19 protein-coding genes are annotated in these 17,406 nt (G+C 71.7%); 8 read left to right on the forward strand and 11 right to left on the reverse strand.

Annotated elements, in window-relative coordinates; all coding sequences use genetic code 11:
- Nucleotides 1-11 precede the first annotated feature (11 nt).
- The gene (locus tag J3P44_RS00170) at nt 12-848 is read left to right on the forward strand and encodes a CPBP family intramembrane glutamic endopeptidase (protein ID WP_255888209.1); all 837 of its coding nucleotides are present in this window, start codon (nt 12-14) and stop codon (nt 846-848) included.
- A gap of 22 nt (nt 849-870) precedes the next feature.
- On the opposite strand, the gene J3P44_RS00175 is transcribed toward J3P44_RS00170, so the two are convergent.
- Complete coding sequence (locus tag J3P44_RS00175) at nt 871-1,311, reverse strand: DoxX family protein (protein ID WP_255888210.1); 441 nt, start codon at nt 1,309-1,311, stop codon at nt 871-873.
- Nucleotides 1,312-1,321: 10 nt separating this feature from the next.
- Nucleotides 1,322-2,749 (reverse strand): FAD-binding oxidoreductase, encoded by a 1,428-nt coding sequence (locus J3P44_RS00180; RefSeq protein WP_255888211.1) that lies wholly within the window; start codon nt 2,747-2,749, stop codon nt 1,322-1,324.
- Between the two features lie 201 nt (nt 2,750-2,950).
- On the opposite strand from J3P44_RS00180, the gene J3P44_RS00185 reads away from it, so the two are divergent.
- Nucleotides 2,951-4,729 carry a sensor histidine kinase gene (locus tag J3P44_RS00185; protein WP_255888212.1) on the forward strand — a complete coding sequence of 593 codons (1,779 nt, stop codon included), beginning with the start codon at nt 2,951-2,953 and terminating at the stop codon, nt 4,727-4,729.
- Here J3P44_RS00185 and J3P44_RS00190 read toward each other — a convergent pair.
- On the reverse strand, nt 4,716-5,180 hold the full coding sequence (locus J3P44_RS00190; protein WP_255888213.1) for a GNAT family N-acetyltransferase: 465 nt from the start codon (nt 5,178-5,180) through the stop codon (nt 4,716-4,718). The two genes, J3P44_RS00185 and J3P44_RS00190, sit on opposite strands and share 14 nt — an antisense overlap.
- 103 nt (nt 5,181-5,283) lie before the next feature.
- Between J3P44_RS00190 and J3P44_RS00195 the strand changes: the two genes are divergently transcribed.
- On the forward strand, nt 5,284-5,784 hold the full coding sequence (locus J3P44_RS00195) for a hemerythrin domain-containing protein (RefSeq protein WP_255888214.1): 501 nt from the start codon (nt 5,284-5,286) through the stop codon (nt 5,782-5,784).
- Between the two features lie 12 nt (nt 5,785-5,796).
- Here J3P44_RS00195 and J3P44_RS00200 read toward each other — a convergent pair whose 3' ends face one another.
- Nucleotides 5,797-6,606 carry a Rossmann-fold NAD(P)-binding domain-containing protein gene (locus J3P44_RS00200; RefSeq protein WP_255888215.1) on the reverse strand — a complete coding sequence of 270 codons (810 nt, stop codon included), beginning with the start codon at nt 6,604-6,606 and terminating at the stop codon, nt 5,797-5,799.
- Between the two features lie 38 nt (nt 6,607-6,644).
- Here J3P44_RS00200 and J3P44_RS00205 point away from each other — a divergent pair, with 38 nt between their 5' ends.
- A complete protein-coding gene (locus J3P44_RS00205) occupies nt 6,645-8,015 on the forward strand; it encodes an NAD(P)-binding protein (protein ID WP_255888216.1) in 1,371 nt (456 codons plus the stop codon).
- A 154-nt stretch (nt 8,016-8,169) separates the two neighbouring features.
- Complete coding sequence (locus tag J3P44_RS00210) at nt 8,170-8,562, forward strand: hypothetical protein (RefSeq protein WP_255888217.1); 393 nt, start codon at nt 8,170-8,172, stop codon at nt 8,560-8,562.
- Here the strand turns inward: J3P44_RS00210 and J3P44_RS00215 are convergent.
- From J3P44_RS00215 to J3P44_RS00230, 4 genes are all read right to left on the reverse strand, one after another.
- Nucleotides 8,543-9,511, reverse strand: coding sequence for a PfkB family carbohydrate kinase (locus J3P44_RS00215; RefSeq protein WP_255888218.1), 969 nt, complete (start codon nt 9,509-9,511; stop codon nt 8,543-8,545). The genes J3P44_RS00210 and J3P44_RS00215 overlap by 20 nt on opposite strands.
- Before the next feature lie 79 nt (nt 9,512-9,590).
- Entirely contained in the window at nt 9,591-10,148 is a 558-nt protein-coding gene (locus tag J3P44_RS00220; RefSeq protein ID WP_255888219.1) for a cysteine hydrolase family protein, read from the reverse strand.
- 81 nt (nt 10,149-10,229) lie between these two features.
- Complete coding sequence (locus J3P44_RS00225) at nt 10,230-11,054, reverse strand: ABC transporter permease (RefSeq protein ID WP_255888220.1); 825 nt, start codon at nt 11,052-11,054, stop codon at nt 10,230-10,232.
- A complete protein-coding gene (locus J3P44_RS00230) occupies nt 11,051-11,950 on the reverse strand; it encodes an ABC transporter ATP-binding protein (protein ID WP_255888221.1) in 900 nt (299 codons plus the stop codon). Before J3P44_RS00230 ends, J3P44_RS00225 begins: the two co-directional genes overlap by 4 nt.
- Before the next feature lie 133 nt (nt 11,951-12,083).
- Here J3P44_RS00230 and J3P44_RS00235 point away from each other — a divergent pair, with 133 nt between their 5' ends.
- Nucleotides 12,084-13,187 carry a hypothetical protein gene (locus J3P44_RS00235; protein WP_255888222.1) on the forward strand — a complete coding sequence of 368 codons (1,104 nt, stop codon included), beginning with the start codon at nt 12,084-12,086 and terminating at the stop codon, nt 13,185-13,187.
- Nucleotides 13,188-13,220: 33 nt separating this feature from the next.
- Entirely contained in the window at nt 13,221-14,042 is an 822-nt protein-coding gene (locus tag J3P44_RS00240; RefSeq protein WP_255888223.1) for a hypothetical protein, read from the forward strand.
- Between the two features lie 26 nt (nt 14,043-14,068).
- On the opposite strand, the gene J3P44_RS00245 is transcribed toward J3P44_RS00240, so the two are convergent.
- Nucleotides 14,069-15,250 (reverse strand): pyridoxal phosphate-dependent aminotransferase, encoded by a 1,182-nt coding sequence (locus J3P44_RS00245; RefSeq protein WP_255888224.1) that lies wholly within the window; start codon nt 15,248-15,250, stop codon nt 14,069-14,071.
- 49 nt (nt 15,251-15,299) lie between these two features.
- A complete protein-coding gene (locus tag J3P44_RS00250; protein ID WP_255888225.1) occupies nt 15,300-15,908 on the reverse strand; it encodes a hypothetical protein in 609 nt (202 codons plus the stop codon).
- Nucleotides 15,909-16,085: 177 nt separating this feature from the next.
- Here J3P44_RS00250 and pyrE point away from each other — a divergent pair, with 177 nt between their 5' ends.
- A complete protein-coding gene (pyrE, locus tag J3P44_RS00255; protein ID WP_255888226.1) occupies nt 16,086-16,622 on the forward strand; it encodes an orotate phosphoribosyltransferase in 537 nt (178 codons plus the stop codon).
- 17 nt (nt 16,623-16,639) lie between these two features.
- On the opposite strand, the gene J3P44_RS00260 is transcribed toward pyrE, so the two are convergent.
- Entirely contained in the window at nt 16,640-17,386 is a 747-nt protein-coding gene (locus J3P44_RS00260) for a DedA family protein (RefSeq protein ID WP_255888227.1), read from the reverse strand.
- Nucleotides 17,387-17,406 lie beyond the last annotated feature (20 nt).

Raw genomic sequence — 17,406 nt, forward strand, 5'->3', positions numbered from 1 at the left:
TGCTGTGTCCCGTGACTGAAGCGCCGACCACCGACCGCCCCCGTCCCTGGTGGCGACTCCCGGACACCCCGGTCCCGGGGGGAGTGCCCGATCTCGCCCGCGCGCTGCTGTGGGTCGAGCTGGCGATCGTGCTCCTGCTCTCCCTCGGGCGATCTGCCGTCTACTCGGTGGTCAGCCTGGTCTCCGCGGTGGCCGCTCCCGGCGCGCTGTCCGCCCAGGCGGCGAACCTCAACACTTCCCTGGCCGACCGCCCGTGGCTGGACCTGACCTTGCAGCTGCTGCGCATCGGCTTCGCGCTCGTCCCCGCCGCGCTCGCGGCGTACCTGCTCGTCCGCTCCGGCACCCGGCTCCGCGAGGTCTGGGCGCGCGACGGCGGCTGGGCGACGTGGGGCGACCTCGGTCGCGGCGCCTGGCTGGCGCTGGGGGTCGGCACGCTCGGCGTCGTGTTCTACCTGGCGACGTTCGCGCTGGGCACGAACCTGACGGTGGTGGCCCAGTCGTTGCCGGGGGAGTGGTGGCGGGTGCCGGTGCTCGTCCTCGCGGCCGCCGAGAACGCCGTCCTCGAGGAGGTCGTCGTGCTGGGCTTCGTGCAGGTCAGGCTGCGCCAGCTCGGCTTCGGCGACTCCGCGGCGATCGGGCTGGCTGCTCTCCTGCGCGGGAGCTATCACCTCTACCAAGGGCTCGGCGGGTTCGTCGGCAACCTCGCGATGGGTCTGCTCTTCGGCTGGCTCTTCCGCCGGTGGGGCCGGGTGATGCCGTTCGTGGTGGCGCACACCCTGCTCGACGTCGGCGCCTTCGTCGGGTACGCCGTGCTGGCCGGGCGGGTCAGCTGGCTGCCGACCCTCTAGCCGACCTGACGCAAGCGCGAGCTCACTCGCCGACCTCGACCTCCTCGGTCGCGAGCTCAGGGCTCTTCTCGTGGCGTCCGCGACGGCCGAGCAGCCCGCCGGCCCACAGGGCCCAGAGCACGAGGACGGGCTGGAAGAGCAACCGGACGAAGCGGGCCCGGTCGGTGTCGAGGCCGAAGGCGTCGGTGCCCTCGAGGTACTGCGCGATGTTGCCGGGGAAGATCGCCACGAAGAACGCCGCGAGGAGCGCGCCGATGGTGCGCCGGTGCCGGGGCAGCGCGGCGAACGCGGCGCCGAGGCCGATCTCGACGACGCCGGAGCCGATCACCGTGAGGTCCTCGTCGACCGGGAACCAGTCCGGGACCTGCGCCTGGAACTCCTGGCGCTGGGTGGTCAGGTGCAGCACGCCGGCGCCGACCATCGCGGTGCCGAGCAGGACGCGTGCGACTGTCTGGGCCTTCATGCCTGCCACCCTAGGACTGCGGTGGCAGCAGCACGCCGGGGTTCATCAGGCCGTCGGGGTCGATCGCCTGCTTCACCGCGCGCATGAGGTCGACCTCGACGTCGGACTTGTACGCCGCACCTGCCGCCGCCTTCGTCCGGCCGAGGCCGTGCTCGGCGCTGATCGAGCCGTTGCCGGCGGCGACCGCGTCGTAGATCGCCGTCGAGAGGTCGACGGCCGCGCTCCGGAGGGCGGCGTCGTCGGCGTGCCCGTCGACCAGGGGCGCGTTGAGGTTGTAGTGGAGGTTGCCGTCGCCGACGTGGCCGTAGGTCACCGGACGGACGCCCGGCAGCCGCGCCTGCAGGATCGGTCCGATCTCGGCCACCCACTCGGCGAGCCCGGCGATGGGCAGGGTGACGTCGTGCTTGAGCGTGGCGCTCTCGACCTTCTGCGCCTCGGAGATCCCCTCGCGCAGCGCCCAGAGCGCGGAGCGCTGGGCGGGGCTGCCGGCGACGGCCGCGTCGGAGGCGAGCCCCGCGTCGACCGCCTCGCCGAGCAGGGCCTCCAGGGCGTCGTCGAGGCCGCCCTCGGACTCGGCTCCGGCGAGCTCGACCAGGACGTACCAGTCGCTGGTCTCCGCGAGCGGGTCGCTCGTGCCGGGCAGGTGCGCCAGCACCAGCTCGAGCGCGGTGCGGTTGGCGATCTCGAAGGTGGCGAGGTGGGCGCCGGCGTGCTGCTGGGCGAGGGCGAGCAGGGAGACCGCGGACGCGACGTCGCGCACCGCGACCCAGGCCGTCGCGTGCCGCGGGGTGGCGGGGAAGAGGCGCAGCACCGCGCCGGTGATCACGCCGAGCGTCCCCTCGGAGCCGACGAAGAGCTGGGTGAGGTCGTAGCCGGTGTTGTCCTTGCGCAGGCCGCGCAGGCCGTCCCAGAGCCGGCCGTCGGGAAGGACCACCTCGAGCCCGAGGACCAGCTCGCGGCTCATGCCGTAGCGCAGGACCGCCGTGCCCCCGGCGTTGGTGGCGAGGTTGCCGCCGATGGTGCAGCTCCCCTCGGACCCGAGCGACATCGGGAAGAGCCGGCCGGCCTGCTCCGCGACGGCCTGGACGTCCGCGAGCACCACGCCGGCGTCGACCGTCATCGTCCCCGCGACAGGGTCGACCTCCCGGACCTGGCGCATCCGCCCCAGCGACAGCACGACCTGGCTGCCCGAGGCATCCGGCACTCCTCCGCCCACCAGGCCGGTGTTGCCACCCTGCGGCACGATCGTGGTGCCAGCCTCGTGGCAGGCAGCCACCACGGCCGCCACCTCCTCGGTCGAGCCGGGCCGCACCACCGCCAGGGCCCGGCCCACGTGGACCCCGGTCCAGTCGACGACGTACGCCGCCACGTCGGCGGGCTCGGTCAGGACGTGGGCGTCACCGACGCGCCGGCGCAGTCGGTCGAGCAGGTCGTTCACGCGTAGCTCCTTGGACTCTGGCGTCGGAGGTCTGGTCGGTGCTCGGCCGAGCACGACGGCCACGAGCATGCCGCAGCGCCCGCGCTGACGACCACCAGGTCGTGGCGGGACGACCGGCTCCCGAGGCCGACTTCGCGATTCTGTTCCCCTTCTCGCCCGCGCATGTGATGGTTGGGCGTCCCGATCGCGAGAAGGGGTGCGATGCCCGACCAACCAGCCGCCCAGGAGCAGGCCGCTCCCTGGGCAGACGAGACACGCCAGCACCTGCAGGTGCTCGTCGAGGGCGTGGCGACACTGGCCGGCTTCGAGCAGTCGGCCATCACGCTGCGCCGCGACGACGTGTGCGAGGTCGTCGCGGCGGCGGGGGTCGCCGACGGCTTCGTCGGCAGGTTGCTGCCCACCTTGACGATCGAGGCGGAGCTTGCCAACGCGGACGAGTGGGGCGTGTGGCGGTTCGTCCCGCACGACCGCGCCAGCGAGGAGGCGCTCGCCTACAGCCACATCCCGGACGTCGTCCCCCTCGACGGAGAGGATGCCTGGCACCCGCTCGACCTGCTGGCCGCGCCGCTGCACGACGACGAGGGCCGGCTGCGCGGCCTGCTGTCGGTCGACAGCCCGCGCAACGGCCGGCACCCGGGTCCCAAGCAGCTGGCCGTGCTGACCCAGTACGCCGGTGTGGCTCGCACCCTGGTCCTGCTCGCGCTCGAGCGGGAGAGCCTCGCCGAGCGCGTCCGGATGGCCGACGAGGCGCGACAGATCGTGCGCGAGGCCCTGGGCGAGCCGTCACTCGAGCTGGTGCTGGAGGCGTGCCGGGAAGCGATCACGTCGTGCTTCGGTGCGGTCGGCATGTGGCTGACGGCGTTCGACACCGACGGCGGCACGTCCGCGACGTCGTACGCAGTGGGCGGGGAGGTGGAGGCTCCGTTCTCGGAGATCGACGACGTGGTGATCAAGCTCGCCCACCGCTACTGGGCCGATCAGTACGCCGCCCACTTCTCGCACGACCGGTCCGAGGCCCCCGGACTGCCTCCGGCCGATGCCAAGCGATTGCTCGCGTTCCTCGACCGGATCGGCATCGGTTCGGTCCTCTTCGTCCCGCTCGGCGCCGGACCGGAGTGCCTCGGGTTCCTCGTCCTGACCCGCGTCAGTGACACGCCCGCGTGGACGGCGGTGGAGCGCGATGCCGCCCTCGAGATCGGACGCGACCTCGGGCGCGCCGTGGCCAACGCCCACCAGCTCGAGCGCGAGCGCGCCGTGGCCGACCGCCTGCGCAAGCTCGACAGCTATCGCGTGCAGATGGTCAACACGCTGGGGCACGAGCTGCGCACCCCCCTGTTCTCGATGACCGCCAACCTGGAGATGCTCGACATCGAGGGGATGGGTGAGGAGAACCGCCGATCGGTGGCCGCCGCGAGCCGGGGGGCGACACGCATGCAGGCCGTCATCGAAGACCTCCTCACGATGGCCAAGGTGGCCGACCCCGCGCGCGAGTTCGTGCCCGAGGCCGTCGACCTCCGCGGGATCCTGCTCGAGGTCGCCGACGAGTGCCACCACGCGGCCTTGTCGAAGGCCCAGGTGTGCCACGTCGACGTGCCCGAGGAGCCCGTCCTCGTGGCCGGAGAGCCCGCCGAGCTGCACCGGATGCTCGCCAACCTGGCGAGCAATGCCATCAAGTACTCGGTCGTCGGCGGTCGGATCGACGTGCGGCTGGCGGGGGAGGACGGAGAGGTGCGCGTCTCCTTCGCAGACCAGGGCATCGGCATCTCGGAGGAGGACCAGCAGCAGCTCTTCCGCGAGTTCTTCCGCTCCTCCAACCCCGTCGCGCTCGCCCGCCCGGGCACGGGCCTGGGCCTGGCGATCGTGGACCGCATCGTCCGTCGCCACTCCGGACACATCGACCTGACATCCGAGCTCGGCCGCGGCACCACGGTCACCGTCACCCTGCCGGCCCACCAGGGACCCGTCGTCAGCGCGGAGTGAGCTCCAGCGTCATGAAGGTGCTGTTGGGGTCGTCGACGTACGACCCGAACGGCGCGCACGGCACGAAGCCGGCCTTCGCGTAGAGCGAGCGCGCCGGCGCGAAGAACGACATGCTGCCGGTCTCGAGGGACACGCGCACCACGCGGCGCGACCGGGCGTCCTCCAGGGCGTGGGCCAGCAGCATGGAGGCGACCCCGCGACCACGGACGCGCGGTTCGGTCCGCATGCTCTTGAGCTCCTCGTGGTGGTCGTCGAGGGCCACCAGCGCCGCCGTACCGACGATCCCGTCGGCATCCGTCGCCACCCACATCCGTACGTGCGGCGCCTCCAGCGCCGACAGGTCGAGCGCGTGCCTGCTCTCCGGGGGCGCGGTCGGCTCCATGTCGTCGAGGTGAGCCTGGAGGAACGACGCGAGTCGTGGGTCCGTGAAGTCCGCACGGGAGATCAGCACGGGAGCATCTTCGGCGAGTCGTGTTTCGCGTGTGTGTCGCGCGTGGGCCCGGGGGGATCTGGGTACTGCGGCCTGTCAGGAAATCCGAGACCAGGAGGCTCCCATGTCCACCGACGCAATCGTCATCCTCAGGGACGACCACAAGCAGATCCGCAAGGTCTTCAAGGACTTCCAGTCCACAGAGGACACCGCGACCGCTCGCAAGGGCAACTTGGTCGACACGATGATCGAGCTGCTGACGCAGCACACCTACATCGAGAACGAGGTCATGTACCCGCGCGTGCGGGAGCTCCTGCCCGACCTCGAGGACGACGTGCTGGAGTCCTACGAGGAGCACCACGTGGCGGACGTCCTGGTGATGGAGCTCGCCGGGATGAAGCCCACCGACGAGCGGTTCACCGCCAAGACGATGGTCCTCATCGAGAACGTCACCCACCACATGGACGAGGAGGAGCAAGAGTGGTTCCCGCAGGTCCGTGAGGGACTCGGCCGCAAGGCGCTCCAGGAGATCGGCCAGGAGCTGATCGAGGCGAAGAAGAAGGCCCCCAGCAGGCCGTCCGAGCCCAGCGCGCTCAAGAAGACGATCGACGCCGTCATCGGCTGACCTGACGACGAGTCAGGGCCCGGCGTAGCCCTCGCGGTAGCTCGGGAAGCCCGGTGCCCAGCCGGTCGACCGGAGCCGGGCGTTGGAGAGCCGCTTGCCGTGCCCACGCGCGGCGTCGGCCGGCGGGGGAGGAGGCGCCCCGATCCTGTCGGCGAGGTGGGCCGCGACGTCACCGAGCTGGGCCGGCTCGTCGTCGGTGCCGAGGTAGAGCCGCTCCGGTCGCCCCGGCATCGTGAGCAGGTGCACGACCGCGGCCGCCGCGTCCTGGCGGTGGATGCGGTTGGTCCACCGGTGAGGGTCGTCGACCCGTCCCTCGCGGACGGTGTCGACCAGCCGCGTGCTGCTGCCGCCGTACAGGCCGGAGAGCCGCAGCACGGTGCCGCGCGGGACGCGGGCATGGAACGCCTCCTCGGCGGCGAGCAGCATCCGTCCTGGCCCGTCCGTGGGCGCGGCGATCGCCGTCTCGTCCTCGAGCGGCGGCAGGTCGTGGGAGCCGTGGACCGCGGTCGAGGAGACCAGCACCGCCCGCTCGGGTGCCTGCTGGAGCGCGTCGAGCGCCCGCGCCGTCCCGTCGACGTACGTCGCCCGGTAGGACTCCTCGGTCCGCGGGCGCGCGGTGAGGGCGACCACGACGAAGCGCGGGCGCAGGCCGGCCAGGTCCGGTGCCTCGCGGGCCAGGTCGACGGACCGCCCCTGGAGGGGCGCCGGGACGCGGGCGGCATCGCGTCGCAGCGCCAGCACGTCGTGCCCGAGGTCGGACAGCCGGAGCCCGACCCGGGCACCGAGGTCGCCGCAGCCGACGAGCAGGACGTCCGGATTCATGGGCGCACCGTACGCGCTCAGAGGTCTAGTCTCGACCTGTGGCTCGCACCCTCCAGACCGACTACCTCGTCGTCGGTGCCGGCGCCTTCGGCATGGGCTTCACAGACGCGCTCATCGAGCACTCCGCCGACGCGCGGGTGGTCCTGGTCGACCGTCGCCACGGTGCTGGGGGCCACTGGCTGGAGGCCTACCCCTTCGTGCGGCTGCACCAGTCCTCGTGCTTCTACGGCGTCGCGTCGACACTGCTCGGAGACGGGTCGCTGCAGACGAGCGGGCCCGAGGCGGGTCTGCAGGAGCGGGCCTCGCAGCCCGAGATCACGTCCTACTACGCGCGGGTCCTCGAGCGCCTCGTCAGCTCGGGCCGCGTCGAGTTCCTCCCCGAGAGCGACTTCGACGGCCACCGCACGGTGACCTCGCGGACCTCGGGCGAGCGCTTCGAGGTGCCCGACTCGTGCCGCATCGTCAACGCGCACTACCTGGCGCCCACCATCCCGGCCGAGGTGCCGCTGCCGTTCGCGGTCTCCGACGGAGCGCGGGTCCTGCCCGTCAACGACCTCGTCCTCCTGGAGGACGAACCGAGCCAGTACGTCGTCGTCGGGTCGGGCAAGACCGCGACCGACGCGATCGTGTGGCTGCTCGGGCGCGGCACTGATCCGGGCGCGATCTGCTGGGTGCGCCCCCGCGACCCGTGGATGCTCGACCGGGCCCGGGTGCAGCCTGACCCCGCGGTCTTCTTCGGGCTGGGCGCCGACATCATGCAGTCCGTCGCGGGAGCGTCGTCCCTCGACGAGGCGTTCCTCCTCATGGAGGACGCCGGCGTGATGCTGCGCATCGACCGCTCGGTGACGCCCACGATGGCGAAGGCCCCGACGCTGGCCCGGTGGGAGCTCGCGGAGCTGCGGACGGTGGAGGACGTCGTACGACTGGGGCACCTCAGGTCCGTCTCGCGAGGCCGGCTCGGCTTCGACGACGGGTCGGTCCGCATCGCCGACGACGCCGTGGTCGTGCACTGTGCCGCCGACGGACTGAAGAACCCGCCGCTGGTGCCGGTGTGGCGGCCGTCCGACATCACGATCCAGCCGGTCCGCGCCGGCTTCCCCTGCCTGGCCGCCGCGCTGGTGGGCTACGTCGAGGCGACCCGCGCCGACGACGCGGAGAAGAACCGTCTCTGTGCGCCCTCCACCTACGGCAACTCGCTGGAGCAGTGGGCCTCTATGACCCTGCTCGGGACCCGGAACGCCCAGACGTTCTCCGCGGAGCCGGACGTCAAGGAGTGGGCCAACGGCGTGGCGCTCAACCCGGCGCGGGTGCCGCCCGGCTATCCGGGATCACCGGCGTACGACGACGCGCGCGAGCGGCTGGCCGAGCACACCGGGCCGGCGCTGCAGAAGCTGTCGGCCTTCTGCTGATGCCGGGCTTCACCTTGTGCACGACGCCGAGCTGCAGGCGCGTGCCACGTCGAGCGTCCAACGGTCTGCCGCTACGCTGCCGACCATTCGGGTAGCGGGGGCGGATGTGCAGTTGCGACGAGTGACGGCGTGGCTGGCTCTGACCGTGTGCCTGGTGACCCTTGGAGCCGGGTGCGGTGGTGGGGAGCTGGACGCCCTGAAGTCGGACCCGATGGCGACGGAGCCGATCGAGGGCCTCGAGGAGGTCGACGGCTCCGAGAACGAGGGTTCTTCCGGCGGAGTCATCGGCAAGCCCGCACCGACGCAACACCAACGCATCTTCGCCGGCTCCACGGACGCGGAGGTCGAGCGCGCCTTCGAAGAGGTGCTGTCGATGGCCGAGGAGGTGGGGTGGCAGGTCAGTTCCGTCTCCCCTCTCCGCGACGGTTTTGTCGCCGAGCGCGAGATCGATGGCCACCGCTCCAGGCTCACCGTCAGCGTGAATCGCGACCCAGATCTCGGACCGGCTCCAGGGCTCTCGATATCAATCAGCACCACGGTGGAGTGACCAAGCTGCTGCCGACGGACGCGAGGAACTCGTCGACATCGGCCGACGTGGGGGCCGACTGCGGTCCGCGTCGGGTCACCTTGATCGCGGCCGCGGCGTTGGCGCGACGGCACCCCGCGACCCACGGCGTGCCGGCGGCGACCTCGGCCAGCAGCGCGCCGGTGTGGGTGTCGCCGGCGCCGTTGGTGTCGACGGGCGTCTGCGGGAAGCCGGGCACGGCCGTGGTCGCGCCGCCCACGTGGACCGCGCATCCCTCGGGGCCGTCGCGCACGATCGCGACCGCGTCACCGCGCAGCAGCGGCGCGACGGCTGCGGTGAGCGCGGCGAGGTCCGTTGGCGGCTCCTCGCCGACCTCGCGGAGCAGGTCCTCGGCCTCCTCTGCGTTGCTCGACCAGACGTCGGTCACGTCGAGCATCGCGGTGCGGACGTGCTCGGGGAGGCGGGCGAACGCCGATCCCGGATCGAGCACGACGACAACGTCGGGGTGGAGCGTCGGCAGCCACTCCAGCAACGGGTCGCGCGTGCTGTCGAGGGCCAGCGAGAAGCCGGTGACGCACACCAGGTCTCCCGGACCCGGATCGGAGGTGGCCAGCGAGTCGACGCTGATCCGGCGCTCGGCGCCCAGCGTCGTGACGAACGTGCGCTCGGCGCTCGGCTCGATGAGCACCACGCAGATGCCGGTGTCGAGGTCTGCCACCGGAGGAGCGGAGACGTCGATGCCCTCGGCCGCCAGCGCCGCCCGGACGAGGTCGCCGTGCGGCCCGGTGCCGTGCGCGCCGGCATGGACGCACTCCGCGCCGAACCTGGCCGCCGCCACCAGCACGGTCACAGCGCCGCCGGCGTAGTCGGCCACCGACGACGCCATCACGTTCTGTCCGCGGGCGGGCAGGTCGGGCACCTCGACGACGACGTCGACCAGGGCCTGGCCGGTGTGGATGACCCGACTCATCGGGTGGTTCATCGGGGTCCCCGCCGAGTTGTCGGGCGGCGGAGCGAAGCGGGGGAGACCGAAAACTCGGTGGGGTGATTCATCGGATCGCTGCGTCGGCCAGGACGTCGTCAGTGGTGGCCACGGTGATCTGCGGCGGGTAGAGCGCCATCACGTCCATGGCCGCCCGGTGGTTGGCCGGGCTCGAACCGGCGCAGGCGTCGGTGACGACGGTGACCGTCGCGCCGGCGTCCGCGGCGGCGAGGGCCGTCGAGATGACGCAGCAGTCGGTGGAGACGCCGGCCAGCACCAGGTGCGGCGTGGGCCCGGTCACCGCCTGGAGGGCGTACCCCCACTTGCCGAACGTCGGCAGCGACACGACGTGGTGCCCCAGGTCGGCCATCTCGGGGACCAGCGCGAGGAGGGGGTCGTCCTCCGGCACGTCGGCGAACGGCCACGCCTCCAGGTAGGCCTTCCAGCTGCCCTGCGGCTCGCGGGCCGGCACCCAGCGGGTGACGACGGTGCGATCACCGGCAGCGGCGGCGAGCCGTCGTACGGGATCGACGATCGCGGGGAACATCGGCGAGCCCCACTGGCTCGACCGGTCGGCGAAGATCCGCTGCGGGTCGATGACGACCAGCCAGGCGTCCGGGTGCATGCGGACAAGCCTGTCAGAGACGTCAGCGGCCGCCGGTCCCCCGACCGGCAGCCGCTGACTCGCTCGAGGCAAGCAGGGGAACTACTTGACCTCGGAGCGCCGCAGGAAGAGCAGGCCCACGACGAGCGGGACGACGATCCAGATCATCGTGGTCGAGCCGAGCATGGCCCACTCCTTCGTGGTGTTCGTGGCACCCTCGAAGAGGCTGACCTGGGTGTAGTTCCAGTCGATCCACGGCTGCAGGTCGTAGAACCACTCGCGCACGGACGCGAGCAGGGCGAGGATGCCCGGCAGCACGAGCGACACGACGAAGTAGCCGACGATGGCGGCCGCGGAGTTGCGCAGCACGACCCCGAGGGTGAAGCCGATCGCCATACCGACGAGGTTGCCGAGGACGATCTGCGGCGCGGTCGCGAGCGAGATGTCCCAGACCGTGTCGACGCCGGCGAGCGTGGAGCCCGCCAGGTTGCCGAGGGCGCCGACGGCGAAGGCGACGGCCATCGAGACGATGCCGACAAGGAAGGTCGCGATCGCCTTCGCCCCGATCACGCGGCCGCGGCTCGGCACCAGGGTGAAGGTCGTCAGCCCACTGCGCTGGCTCCACTCGCTGGTGACGCCGAGGATCGCGATCATCGGCAGGATCACCGACATCGGGAAGCCGATCGCGGCCGCGAAGTTCTCGTAGGTGACGGCGCTGTCGGGCGCGAAGATGATCACGGCGCCGGTCGCGATGACCGACAGGGCGCCGATGCTGATCAGCATCCAGAAGCCCGAGCGGGTGTTGAACATCTTGCGGAGCTCGACCTTGATCAGGCGGGCCGTAGGGATGGGACGGGCGGTCCGGCGAACCGGCGCAGCCTCCGTGATGTCCGTGCTGGTCGTGGGGGAGACGGTCGTGGCGGTCATGCCGCAACTCCTTCGCGTTGGGTGTCGGCAGTGAGCGACAAGAACATGTCTTCGAGCCCGGCGCCCTCGGCGGACCGGAGCTCGGTGAGGGCGATGCCGGCGGTCAGGGCCACTGTGCCGACCCGAGCGGGGTCGGCGTCGGTGCGTACCGAGCCGTCCCCGGCGAGCGTGCTGGGGATCCCGGCCTGCTCGAGCGCGTGGGCGAGGTCGCGCGGCGACGTCGAACGGGCGAGCGTCCCGGCCGCGGCGAGGAGCTCCTCCTTGGTGCCTGACGCGACGATCTTGCCGTTGCCGATCACGACCAGGTCATCGGCGATGACCTCGATCTCGTGCAGCAGGTGGGAGGACAACAGCACCGTGCCACCCTGGCTGGCGAAGCCGGTCAGCAGGTCGCGCATCCACCGGATCCCCGCGGGGTCGAGCCCGTTGGCGGGCTCGTCGAGGATCAGCACCTTCGGGTCTCCGAGGAGGGCGGTGGCGATACCGAGCCGCTGGCGCATGCCGAGGGAGTAGTTGCGCACCCGGCGCTTGGCCTCGGTGGGGGTCAGGCTCACCAGCTCGAGCATCTCGTCGACCCGCGATCCGGGCAGGCCCATGGTGGCGGCAGCGACCGAGAGGATCTCGCGGCCGGTCCGGCCGGCGTGCTGGGCTGAGGCGTCCAGCAGGACGCCCACCTCGAGGCCCGGGTTGGGGAGGTCCGCGAACCGTTCTCCATTGATGGTGGCGGTGCCGGATGTCGGGACGGTCAGACCGACCATCACGCGCATCGTGGTGGACTTGCCGGCACCGTTCGGACCGAGGAAACCGGTCACGCGGCCAGGCTGGGCGGTGAAGGAGACGTTGTCGACGGCGGTGAAGCCGGCGTACCTCCGGGTCAGGGACTCAACTGTGATCATGGGCCCAACCCTCGCGGTCCCACGCGGGTCCGCACATCGGGGACAGGTCCCCGTCGGTCCCTGAGGGCAACCCCGAGACAACCCCTGTCGCCGCGATGTGGCTGGGTTGGGACGACCTTGCGAGGATGGCCGGGTGAGCCAGCCCACCGAGCAGCGTCCGCCCCAGGTCACCGTGGCGTCGGGCATCATCATGTTCGCGTCGTTCATCGTGCTGGTCACCGCGTGGGAGCAGGTGGCGACCCTCGGCTCCCTCGACACCCAGCAGGCGATCCGGGACGTCCTCGCCGAGGCGCCGTTCTCCTCGCTGGGCTTCGACGTCGAGGGCGCCGCGCAGGTGCTGCGCATCACGTGCATGGTCGCTGCCGCCTGCGCCTGTGCGACCGCGATCCTGGGCTGGTTCGTCCGCAAGCCCGACCGCTCCTCCCGGCTGGCGCTCACGATCTTCGCCGGGCCGGTCTTCGTGGCCGGACTGGCTGTCGGTGGGCTGGCCGGGTCGTTCGTCGCTGCGGGCACGGCGATGCTGTGGCTGGCGCCCGCGCGGGAGTGGTTCGCCACCGGGCGGTGGACGCCGCCCGCGTCGGCTCCCGACAAGCAGGCGCGGAGTCGTACGTCGCTGGGCGCCCCGCGCGGCACCGACCGGCCGCTCGACCCGCCCCGCACCGGACCGACGACCCCTCCGCCCGCGACCCGGCCGTTCGGTGAGCACCGGCCGCCGGGCGAGCACGCCCACCTCGGCGCGCAGCCCCCGACCGGGCCCGCGGCGCTGCCCACGACGCGGCAGCAGCACCAGCAGCTGCTGCTCGCGCGCCCCCCGGCAATGGTCGCGGCCTTCGTGATCACCGTCGTCACGGCTGGTGGCCTGCTGGCCCTGTCGCTGCTCTGGCTGGCGATGGCGGGCCTGTCGCCCGAGTTCCTGATGAGCGTGCTCGAGCAGCAGCAGCCGGAGCTGGTCGACGACGGCCTGACCCTGGAGCAGGTGCGCGAGACCGTCTACGCCTACGCCAGCGTCTTCATCGTGTGGTGCCTGCTGGCGCTCGTGCTCGCGGGCTTCGCCATGGCGCGGCGCGACTGGGCTCGGCGGGGCCTGATGGTCACGGCCGCCGTCAGCGCCGCGGTCTGCCTCGTCTTCGTGGTCAGCATCCCTCTCATCGTGATCCCGGCGGCCGCCGCTGTGGCGACGGTCGTCTGCCTGCGGCGGATCGAGGTCCGGCGCTGGTTCTCCCTCGAGCCGCACTGACGCGCGCGACCGCGGACATGGTGAGATGGACGCATGAGCGAGCCCACTCCCTACGGTCAGCCCAACCCCTATGCCCAGCAGCCGTCCTACGGAATGGCCCAGCAGCCGATGGGTGACCGTCGTCCCGGCACGGTGACCGCAGCCGCGTGGATCACGATCGTGTTCTCCGCCATCACGGGCGCGGTCACGGGATTGCTCGGCCTCTCCTTGCTGGTCGCCGGCGATCAGTTCATCGAGGACGGAGAGCTTGACGCCGAGCTGCAAAAGATACCGGAGCTCCGAGATCTCGATATCACCGCAGACCAGCTGGTAGGCGTGGCGACGGCCATCCTCCTGGTGTTGGCAGTCTGGGCCCTCGTCGCGATCGTCCTGGCCGTCCTCGTGCTGCGCCGCTCCAACGTGTCGCGGATCCTGCTCGTCATCTCCAGCGCCGTCACCGCCGTCCTGTCGCTCCTCGGGGGCGCCAGCGGCGTGTCCCTCGTCCTGGTCGTCGCCGCCGTGGCCGTGATCGTGCTCCTCTTCACCGGCGGTGCCGGCGACTGGTTCAAGCGCCTGTCCGGCGGCTACCCCGGATCTCCGACGGGCTACCCCAGCACCCAGTACGGCAGCCCGTACGGCGTCCAGCCGGGACAGGACGCGCCGACCCCCTACCCCAGCTCCGACAACCCCTACGGCCAGACCCCGCAGCCGCAGCCGCCCGCCGCGGACAACCCCTACGGCCAGCAGCCGCCGCCCGCCGAGAACCCCTACGGCCAGCAGCCGCCGCCCGCCGAGAACCCCTACGGCCAGCAGCCGCCGGCCGAGGGTGGCACCGACTACCCCGACCACCCGCCGCGGGACTACCCGGGTCGCTGACCCCGGGCCCGAGGCGTCGGGTTCGGTCAGCGCGCGAGGTCGGCCGCGGCGAGACGTCGTACGCCCTCACGGATCACGTCGGGCTCCTTGCAGAAGGCCCACCGCACCAGCTGGCGCCCGGCCTCGGCGTCGTCGTAGAACCCCTGCGTCGGGATCGCGACCACCCCGGCGCGCTCGGGCAGGGCCAGGCAGAACTCGCGTCCGTCGGCCCAGCCCAGGTGGGAGACGTCGGTCGTGGCGAAGTACGTCCCCTCGGGCACCCGCGGCGCCAGGCCGGCCGCGGCGAGCCCGTCGCAGAGCAGGTCGCGGCGGGACTGGAGGTCCCGCGCGAGGTCGCGCGGCCAGTCGGGCTCGTGGTCCAGCGCGTGCGCGACGGCGGGCTGCAGAGGTGCGCCCGAGGTGAAGGTGAGCCACTGCTTGGCGGCGAGGACCGCCTGCACGAGGGGCGCCGGCCCGGTGGCCCAGCCGACCTTCCAGCCGGTGAAGGAGTAGGACTTGCCGGCGCTGGAGAGCGTCAGCGTCCGCTCCCACATGCCGGGCAGGGTCGCGATCGGGACATGGCCCTCGGTCGATCGCGCGTCGTCGAAGACGAGGTGCTCGTAGACCTCGTCCGTCACGACGATCACGTCGTGCTCGATCGCCAGGTCGGCGACCACCTGCAGCTCGTCACGGGTGAGCACGGTGCCGGTCGGGTTGTGCGGGGTGTTGAGCAGGATCAGCTTGGTCCCCCCGGTGACCGCCGCGCGCAGCGCGTCGAGGTCGGGCCGGAAGTCCGGTGCCCGCAGCGTGACGGGGCGGCGACGTGCACCGCACATGTCGAGCATCGCGACGTAGGAGTCGTAGTAGGGCTCCAGCACGACCACCTCGTCACCGGGGTCGACCAGCGCGAGGAGGGCCGCGGCCACGGCCTCCGTGCATCCGGTCGTGACCACGACCTCGCGGCCCGGGTCGACGACGAGGTCGTAGTGGCGCTGCTGGTGGCGCGCGATCGCGGCTCGCAGTGACGGGATGCCGATGCCGGGGGCGTACTGGTTGGCGCCGTGCTCGAGCGCCGCCTCGGCGGCGGCGATCACCGACGGGGGACCGTCGACGTCGGGGAAGCCCTGGCCGAGGTTGAGCGCCCCGGTCCGCACCGCGAGCGCCGACATCTCGCTGAAGACCGTGGGCGGGATGTGGGCCAGGCGGCGCGACAGCCGTAGGTCGGTCATGCCGACGAAGATAGCGAGGCGACCGCTCCTGCCGGTCCGGGGACGGTGCTCAGGAGGGGCTGACCAGCCACGGGTCCTTCAGGTCGAAGTAGGACGTGTCGCCGACGGTGAGCGAGTCGACCTCGGCCATCGCCTTGCGGATCGACTCCGGGGGCTCCTTCTGCTCACCCGCCCGAGCCTCGTCCTCGCTGCTGAAGTAGATCGCCATCGTCCACGCGTCGCCGTCGTGGACGGCGCTCAGGCTGCCCAGCACGTCGGGGCGGTAGGTCTGCCACTCCGGGTTGTCGTCGTTCATCAGCTCGCGGGCCCGTTGGGGGTCGCTCGTGCGGCCCTGCATCACCTGCACGAACCCGGCCGAGTCGAGGTCGCCGTGGTCGTCGACGTCGACCTCCGTGCTGTCGTGGAACTCCGGCTCGCTCGTGAAGACCTCCGCCATCTGCGCCCACCACTCGCCCTGCTCGGGCCGGTCGCTGTTGCGGCGCGCGGCCTCCTCGGACTCGAACCGAGCGAGGGCGACGAACGTGCCGTCATCCGTGACGCCCGCCGTGCTGCCGAGCCAGCCATCTGCTGTGGGGCCGAGCTCGGTCACCCATCGATCGAGCAACGTCTTGGCCTGCTGGGGATCGGAGACCGGTCCCTCGATCACCTGGACGAACATGTGTGCCTCCTCTTGAGATCGGGCCGTGGATCGGGCCCTGGATCTGGCCCTCCGTCGGGCCGTGCACCGGCCGGCATCGGGGTTGCCGTGCCTGGCTCTCGACGCTACGCCTCACCGCGCGGCACCGCACCCCGGTCCGGTCCAGCTCCCCGGCCGGTGCTTTGGCAGGATCGCCCCATGACCCCGGACGCAGCGCTCGCCGCCGACATCGATGCCATCTGCCGCCTGACGGGGGAGTTCACGCTCCGCTCGGGGCAGGTCGCCGACACCTACTTCGACAAGTACCTCTTCGAGGCGCAGCCGGCCCTGCTCGACCGGGTGGCGGCGCAGATGGTCGACCTGCTGCCGGAGGGCACCGAGCTGCTCGGCGGGCTCGAGCTCGGCGGCATCCCGATCGCGACGATGGTGAGCGCGAAGACCGGCCTGCCGGGGCTGTTCGTCCGCAAGCAGGCCAAGGAGTACGGCACGGCCAAGCTCGCCGAGGGTCCGGAGGTGTCCGGTCGCCGGGTCACCCTCATCGAGGACGTGATCACCACCGGCGGCGCGGTCCGCGACGCGACCAATGCGCTGCGCGAGCTCGGCGCGGTCGTCGAGGTCGTCGTCTGCGCGATCGACCGGTCCCCCGACGGGGAGAACCCGCTGGCCGACGTCGGCCTCGAGGTCAGGTCGGTGCTGACGCGGGCCCAGCTCGACGCCGTACGCGACTCAGCCTGAATCAGGGCCGACGGCTGTCAGTCGACGTCGCGGCCGGTGATGTCGCGGTCCGGGCCGCCGTCGTGCGACCCGATCTCGGCGCCGGGTGCGTGGGTGCGCTTGTGGCGCCACCACTCGATGATGATCGGGATCACCGAGAACGCCAGGATCACGATGATCAGCTTGTCGATGCTCTCCCCGAGGTGGGGGAACGCGTCGCCCAGGAAGAAGCCGAGCAGGCAGATCGAGGCGACCCACAGCACGGCACCGACGAGGCTCCAGACGAAGAACCGCCTGCGGTCCATGCGCGTCACACCGGCGACGACGGTGATGTAGGTGCGGACGAACGGCACGAAGCGGCCGATCACCAGCGCCTTGTTGCCGTGCTTGTCGAAGAAGGCGGTGGTCTGGTCGAAGTACTTCCGCTTGATGATGCGCCCGTCGCGCTCGTAGAGCGGCGGTCCGATCTTGTGGCCGATCTCGTAGCCGACGACGTTGCCGAGGAACGCGGCTCCCGTGAGGGCGGCCATCGCGATCATCAGCTCGACGAACGTCGGTCCGGGGAAGAGGTCGAGCTGCCCGGTCGCGATGAAGAGGCCCAGCGCGAAGAGCAGCGTGTCGCCGGGAAGGATGGGGAAGAAGAGCCCGCACTCGACGAAGACGATCAGCAGGCTGATCCAGAACAGCTCGGCGCCGAAGCGGTCCAGCAGCCAGTTGGGATCCATCCAGTCGATGCCGAGGAGCAGCGGCACGAAGGCCGCCTGGATCCCGTCGAGTGCGCTCACGGGCGCCACGATAACCATCG

The sequence above is a fragment of the Nocardioides astragali genome, from assembly GCF_024436375.1.
Lineage (GTDB): Bacteria > Actinomycetota > Actinomycetes > Propionibacteriales > Nocardioidaceae > Nocardioides > Nocardioides astragali.

Excerpts from the sequence above, each read along its gene's own strand:
- J3P44_RS00175 (WP_255888210.1), bottom strand. The coding sequence starts at position 1,311 with ATGAAGGCCCAGACAGTCGCACGCGTCCTGCTCGGCACCGCGATGGTC.
- J3P44_RS00185 (WP_255888212.1), top strand. The coding sequence starts at position 2,951 with ATGCCCGACCAACCAGCCGCCCAGGAGCAGGCCGCTCCCTGGGCAGAC.
- J3P44_RS00195 (WP_255888214.1), top strand. The coding sequence starts at position 5,284 with ATGTCCACCGACGCAATCGTCATCCTCAGGGACGACCACAAGCAGATC.
- J3P44_RS00200 (WP_255888215.1), bottom strand. The coding sequence starts at position 6,606 with ATGAATCCGGACGTCCTGCTCGTCGGCTGCGGCGACCTCGGTGCCCGG.
- J3P44_RS00215 (WP_255888218.1), bottom strand. The coding sequence starts at position 9,511 with ATGAGTCGGGTCATCCACACCGGCCAGGCCCTGGTCGACGTCGTCGTC.
- J3P44_RS00220 (WP_255888219.1), bottom strand. The coding sequence starts at position 10,148 with ATGCACCCGGACGCCTGGCTGGTCGTCATCGACCCGCAGCGGATCTTC.
- J3P44_RS00225 (WP_255888220.1), bottom strand. The coding sequence starts at position 11,054 with ATGACCGCCACGACCGTCTCCCCCACGACCAGCACGGACATCACGGAG.
- J3P44_RS00230 (WP_255888221.1), bottom strand. The coding sequence starts at position 11,950 with ATGATCACAGTTGAGTCCCTGACCCGGAGGTACGCCGGCTTCACCGCC.
- J3P44_RS00240 (WP_255888223.1), top strand. The coding sequence starts at position 13,221 with ATGAGCGAGCCCACTCCCTACGGTCAGCCCAACCCCTATGCCCAGCAG.
- J3P44_RS00245 (WP_255888224.1), bottom strand. The coding sequence starts at position 15,250 with ATGACCGACCTACGGCTGTCGCGCCGCCTGGCCCACATCCCGCCCACG.
- J3P44_RS00250 (WP_255888225.1), bottom strand. The coding sequence starts at position 15,908 with ATGTTCGTCCAGGTGATCGAGGGACCGGTCTCCGATCCCCAGCAGGCC.
- pyrE (WP_255888226.1), top strand. The coding sequence starts at position 16,086 with ATGACCCCGGACGCAGCGCTCGCCGCCGACATCGATGCCATCTGCCGC.